This is a genomic window from Streptomyces sp. NPDC057654, from assembly GCF_042800135.1.
Classification (GTDB): domain Bacteria; phylum Actinomycetota; class Actinomycetes; order Streptomycetales; family Streptomycetaceae; genus Streptomyces.
On record NZ_JBHVHQ010000652.1, the window covers coordinates 1 to 4,946 of the forward strand.

The 4,946-nt window shown below is 70.6% G+C and carries 4 protein-coding genes and 1 pseudogene; all 5 read right to left on the reverse strand.

The genetic code is table 11. From position 1 onward, the window contains the following. The coding region (gene secF, locus ACFU99_RS32855; protein ID WP_384398990.1) for a protein translocase subunit SecF at window positions 1–1,038 on the reverse strand (1,038 nt) is incomplete at its 3' end. A gap of 1 nt (window position 1,039) precedes the next feature. Then, window positions 1,040–2,872 (reverse strand): protein translocase subunit SecD, encoded by a 1,833-nt coding sequence (gene secD / locus ACFU99_RS32860; RefSeq protein ID WP_384398992.1) that lies wholly within the window; start codon window positions 2,870–2,872, stop codon window positions 1,040–1,042. A gap of 151 nt (window positions 2,873–3,023) precedes the next feature. After that, a complete protein-coding gene (gene yajC / locus ACFU99_RS32865) occupies window positions 3,024–3,542 on the reverse strand; it encodes a preprotein translocase subunit YajC (protein ID WP_384398994.1) in 519 nt (172 codons plus the stop codon). A gap of 162 nt (window positions 3,543–3,704) precedes the next feature. Next, a complete protein-coding gene (ruvB, locus tag ACFU99_RS32870; protein WP_384398996.1) occupies window positions 3,705–4,802 on the reverse strand; it encodes a Holliday junction branch migration DNA helicase RuvB in 1,098 nt (365 codons plus the stop codon). Window positions 4,803–4,844: 42 nt separating this feature from the next. Further along, a pseudogene (locus ACFU99_RS32875) lies at window positions 4,845–4,946 on the reverse strand (Holliday junction branch migration protein RuvA); the annotation flags it as partial.

Genomic DNA, 4,946 nt, shown 5'->3' on the forward strand with positions numbered 1-4,946 from the left:
GTCATCGGTGTCGTCGGCGGCGTCATCGGCGTCCGGCCCGTCCGTCCCCGCGCCCGATTCGGCCTTGGCGGCGGCGGAGGCGCGCTTCGCGCGCACCCGCTTGGCCAGGGCCTTCATCTGCGGGTCGCGTTCCTTGAGGTCGGCGACGAGCGGGGTGGCGATGAAGATCGAGGAGTACGCGCCGGCGGCGAGGCCGACGAACAGGGCGAGCGAGATGTCGTTGAGCATGCCCGCGCCGAGGAAGCCGCCGCCGATGAAGAGCAGGGCGGCGACCGGCAGCAGCGCCACGACGGTGGTGTTGATGGAGCGCACCAGGGTGCCGTTGAGGCTGCGGTTGGCGATCTCGCTGTACGTGTAGCGGCTCTGCTTGGTGATGCCGCGGGCGCTCTCCTTGAGCCCGTCGAAGACGACGACGGTGTCGTAGAGGGAGTAACCGAGAATCGTCAGCAGACCGATCACGGTGCCTGGTGTGACCTCGAACCCGACGAGCGCGTAGACGCCGACGGTGATGGAGAGGTCGTGGATCAGCGCGATCAGGGCGGCGATGGCCATGCGCCACTCGAAGGCGATGGCGAGGTAGATCACCACCAGGACCATGAAGATCCCCAGGCCCATCCACGCCTTGTTGGCGATCTGGTCGCCCCAGCTCGGGCCGATGATGTCCGTGTTGATCTTGTCGGTCGGGACGTCCAGCTTCTTGGCGAGCGCCTCCTGCGTGTGCCGGGAGTCGCTCGTGCTGAGCTCGCTGACCTGGATGCGCAGGGACTTGTTGCCGAGCTTCTGGACGATCGCGGTGTGGCCGGACGCCTCCTTGGCGGTGTCCTCGGCCTGCGCGGCCGAGACGGAGGTCGTCGGGGTGGTGAAGACGGCTCCGCCGGAGAAGTCGATGCCCATGTTCAGGCCGCGCACCGCCAGGCCCACGATGGCCGTGATGGTGATCAGGATCGAGATGCCGTACCAGATCTTCCGCTTGGCCACGAAGTCGTAGCCGACCTCGCCGCGGTAGAGCCGGGCGCCGATGCTGCCGAGTTTCGACATCTCACGCCTCCTTGGGGTCGACGGGGGCGGAGGAGCGGCGGCGGGCGGACCGCAGCGGCGGTTTCACTCCGAGGCGCTTGGGGTCCAGCCCCGACCACGGATGCCCGCTGGCGAAGAACTTGCGCCGGGCCAGGATCGTCATCAGCGGCTTCGTGAAGAGGAAGACCACCACGACGTCGAGGAGCGTGGTCAGGCCGAGCGTGAACGCGAAGCCCTGCACCTTGCCGACGGTGACGATGAAGAGCACCGCGGCGGCGAGGAAGGACACGAAGTCGGAGACCAGGATGGTGCGCCGGGCGCGCGGCCAGCCGCGCTCGACCGCCGGGCGCAGGGACCGGCCGTCGCGGATCTCGTCCCGGATGCGTTCGAAGTACACGATGAAGGAGTCGGCGGTGATGCCGATCGCCACGATGGCGCCGCAGACGGCCGGCAGGTTCAGCGCGAAGCCGATGGCCGGGCCGAGCAGGGTCATGATCGTGTAGGTGAGGACCGCGGAGACCCCGAGGCTGGCCAGGGCGACGAGCGCGAGACCGCGGTAGTAGGCGACCAGGTAGATGATCACCAGCGCGAGGCCGATGGCGCCCGCGAGCAGACCGGCGTGCAGCTGCTCGCCGCCGAGCGCCGCGGTCACGGTGGTCTCGGTGACGACGTCGAAGGAGAGCGGCAGCGCGCCGAAGGACAGCACGTTGGCGAGGTCCTGGGCGCTCTGCTGGGTGAAGCTGCCGGAGATCTCGGCCTCGCCGCCCGCGATGGACTGGCTGACCGACGGGTCGGAGACGACCTCGCCGTCGAGGACGATCGCGAACTGGTTCTGCGGCGGCTGCTGGCCCGCCAGCTTGCCGGTGACGGCCGCGAACTTCTTGGAGCCGCCGGAGGTGAACTTCAGCTGGACGATCCAGCCCTGACCGCGCTGGCTGTCGAAGACGGCGGAGGCGCCGTTGACGTCGGTGCCCTCGACGGCGACCGGGCCGAGGATCTCCTTGGCGTCGCCGTCCTTCTTGCACGCGACGATCGTGTCCTTGGGGGCGGCGTTGGCGGCCTTCTCGCGCGCCTTGGCCATGCCCTCCTTGGTGGTGCAGTCCAGCTCGGCGAGCTGCTTCTGGAGGGCGGCGGCGTCCGGGGAGCCGGGCGGCGTCTGGGACGGCTTCGGGTCCTTGCCGTCCTTGTCCTTGCCGTCCTTGCCGTCCTTGCCGTCCTTGTTGTCGTCTCCCTTGCCCGTGACCTTCGGGTCGGGGGTCGAATCGGCCTTCAGGGCGTCGGTGACGGCGCGGCCCTGCGGCTTGGACGACGTCGGGGTGCCGGTGGGCGTGGCACTGCCGGACGGGTTCGTCTTGTCGCCGCTCTTGTCCTTGTCACCCTTGTCCTTGTCGCCCTTGCCCTTCGCGCTGGGGGAAGGGCTGGTGGACGGCTGGGGGGACTTGCTGACGGGCGTGGTGCTCAGCACCGGGCGGAAGCCGAGCTGGGCGGTGGTGCCGACCTGCTGGCGGGCCTGTTTCGCGTTCGTCCCCTTGGGGATGTTCACGATGATGTGATTGGCGCCCTGCGTCTGAACCTCGGCCTCGGTGACGCCCAGACCGTTGACACGCCGGTTGATGATCCCCACGGCGGTGTTCATATTGGTCGTGTTGATGGCGTTGGGCTTGCCCGGCTGGTTCTTGGCCTCCAGCGTGAAGCTCGTACCACCGGCGAGGTCGATGCCCAACCGCGGCGTGGTGTGCCCGGAGGTGAACATTCCACCCACGAGCGCCACCATGGCGATCAGGATCAGGGCGAGGATCCGCCCCGGCCTGCCCTGGCCGCCCGGGGACCTACGGCCCTTCTTCGGTGCTGCCACCTTGTCGTATCTCCCTGTCCAACCGCCCGGCGTCGGGTGTGCGCCGGGCGGCCACGAAGTGTTGTGGGGACGTGCCCCCGCCGGAGCCTAGACCGTCAGGGAACCGCGGCGCACCGCTCGATGGGCGCTCCGCGGTTCGTCGTACGGGGCGTTACTTCGCGTCGGTGTCGCCGTCGCGCTTGCCGTCCTTCTGGGCGTCCTTCTTGGCGTCCTCGGGCTTCGCGTCGGCCGCCTGCTCGGACTTCGCGTCCTCGGCCGAGGCGCCGGTCTCCTCCGCCTTGCCCTTGCCGAGGTCGATCTTCTTCTCCTCGGCCTCGGCCGGCTCGATGTCCTCGGTCAGCGAGGAGGCGTCGTCCGGGACGACCGGGGCCTCGGCGCTGTCGGGCTCGATCCCGTGCACGATGCGGTTGTACTCCGCGTCCTCCAGGACGGCGCCGATCGAGTTCTTCGCGTAGATCGCGTGCACGCCGGGGGCGACCTCAAGGGTGACCGCGTCGTCGTGGACCTCCTTGACGGTGGCGTACATGCCCCCGATCGTGCGCACGCCGGAGCCTGGCTGCATCTGGTTCCGCATCGTGGCGGCCTGGCGCTGCTTGTTCTTCGCCGACCGGGTCATCAGGAACATGGCCCCGATGAGCACGATGAACGGGAGGAGAGTCACGAGATTCACGGGACGGGTTTCCTTCACACGACCGCCGGGGAGCGGCCTGGACTACGGGGGTGGTATGCCGCACCGAGACGGACGGCATCGGCGGAGTCTAAGCGAGTCCGCACCTATGGAACAACGCCCAGCATGGCACCGGGGTTCCTGAGCCGACCAGTCCCCGCGCCGTCAGCCGTCGAAGAGGCCGCCCTGTCCCGGCTGCCCGGAGCCGCCCGCGCCCTGCCGCGGCGGCAGCAGCCCGAGGTGCGCCCAGGCGGCGGGGGTAGCGACCCGGCCGCGGGGCGTACGGGCCAGCAGCCCCTCCCTGACCAGGAACGGTTCGGCGACCTCCTCGACCGTCTCGCGCTCCTCCCCCACCGCCACGGCGAGGGTGGACAGGCCGACCGGCCCGCCGGAGAACAGCTTGAGGAGGGCGGTGAGCACCGCGCGGTCGAGCCGGTCCAGGCCGCGGGCGTCCACCTCATACACGTCGAGGGCCTGTCCGGCGATCCCGGCGGTGATCAGTCCGTCCGCCTTGACCTGCGCGTAGTCGCGGACGCGGCGCAGCAGCCGGTTGGCGATGCGGGGCGTGCCGCGGGAGCGGCCGGCGATCTCGGCGGCCCCGTCCGGCTCGATCTCGACGTCGAGGAGGCGGGCCGAGCGGTGTATGACGCGCTCCAGCTCGGCGGGCGCGTAGAACTCCATGTGGCCGGTGAAGCCGAAGCGGTCGCGCAGCGGCGGCGGCAGCAGGCCGGCGCGGGTGGTGGCGCCGACCAGGGTGAAGGGCGGCAGTTCGAGGGGGATGGCGGTGGCGCCGGGGCCCTTGCCGACGATGACGTCGACCCGGAAGTCCTCCATGGCCATGTACAGCATCTCCTCGGCGGGCCGCGACATGCGGTGGATCTCGTCGAGGAAGAGGACCTCCCCTTCCGCGAGGGAGGAGAGGATCGCGGCGAGGTCGCCGGCGTGCTGGATGGCGGGGCCGGAGGTGATCCGGATGGGGGCGCCCATCTCGGCGGCGATGATCATCGAGAGGGTGGTCTTGCCGAGGCCGGGTGCGCCGGAGAGCAGCACGTGGTCGGCGGTGGCGCCGCGCTGCCGGGCCGCGCGCAGCACCAGGTCGAGCTGTTCGCGGACGCGCTCCTGTCCGACGAACTCGTCGAGGTCCTTGGGGCGCAGGGCTGCCTCGACGGCCTGGTCGTCGCCGTCGGCTCCGGCGGCGGCGTCCACCAGCCGCCCGCCGGGCTCGGCGTCGGGTGTGGCCGCTGCGGGCTCGTCCCAGTTCATTGGTCGGTCTCTCGGGTAGGCGGTGGCGTGCGGTTACGGCCGTCAGCGGGCCCGGTTGAGGGTCTGCAACGCGGCGCGCAGCAGCTGCGGAACAGCCGGCTGAGCGCCCTCGGCCAGGGCAGCCTCCGCCCGCGGGGCGACGGC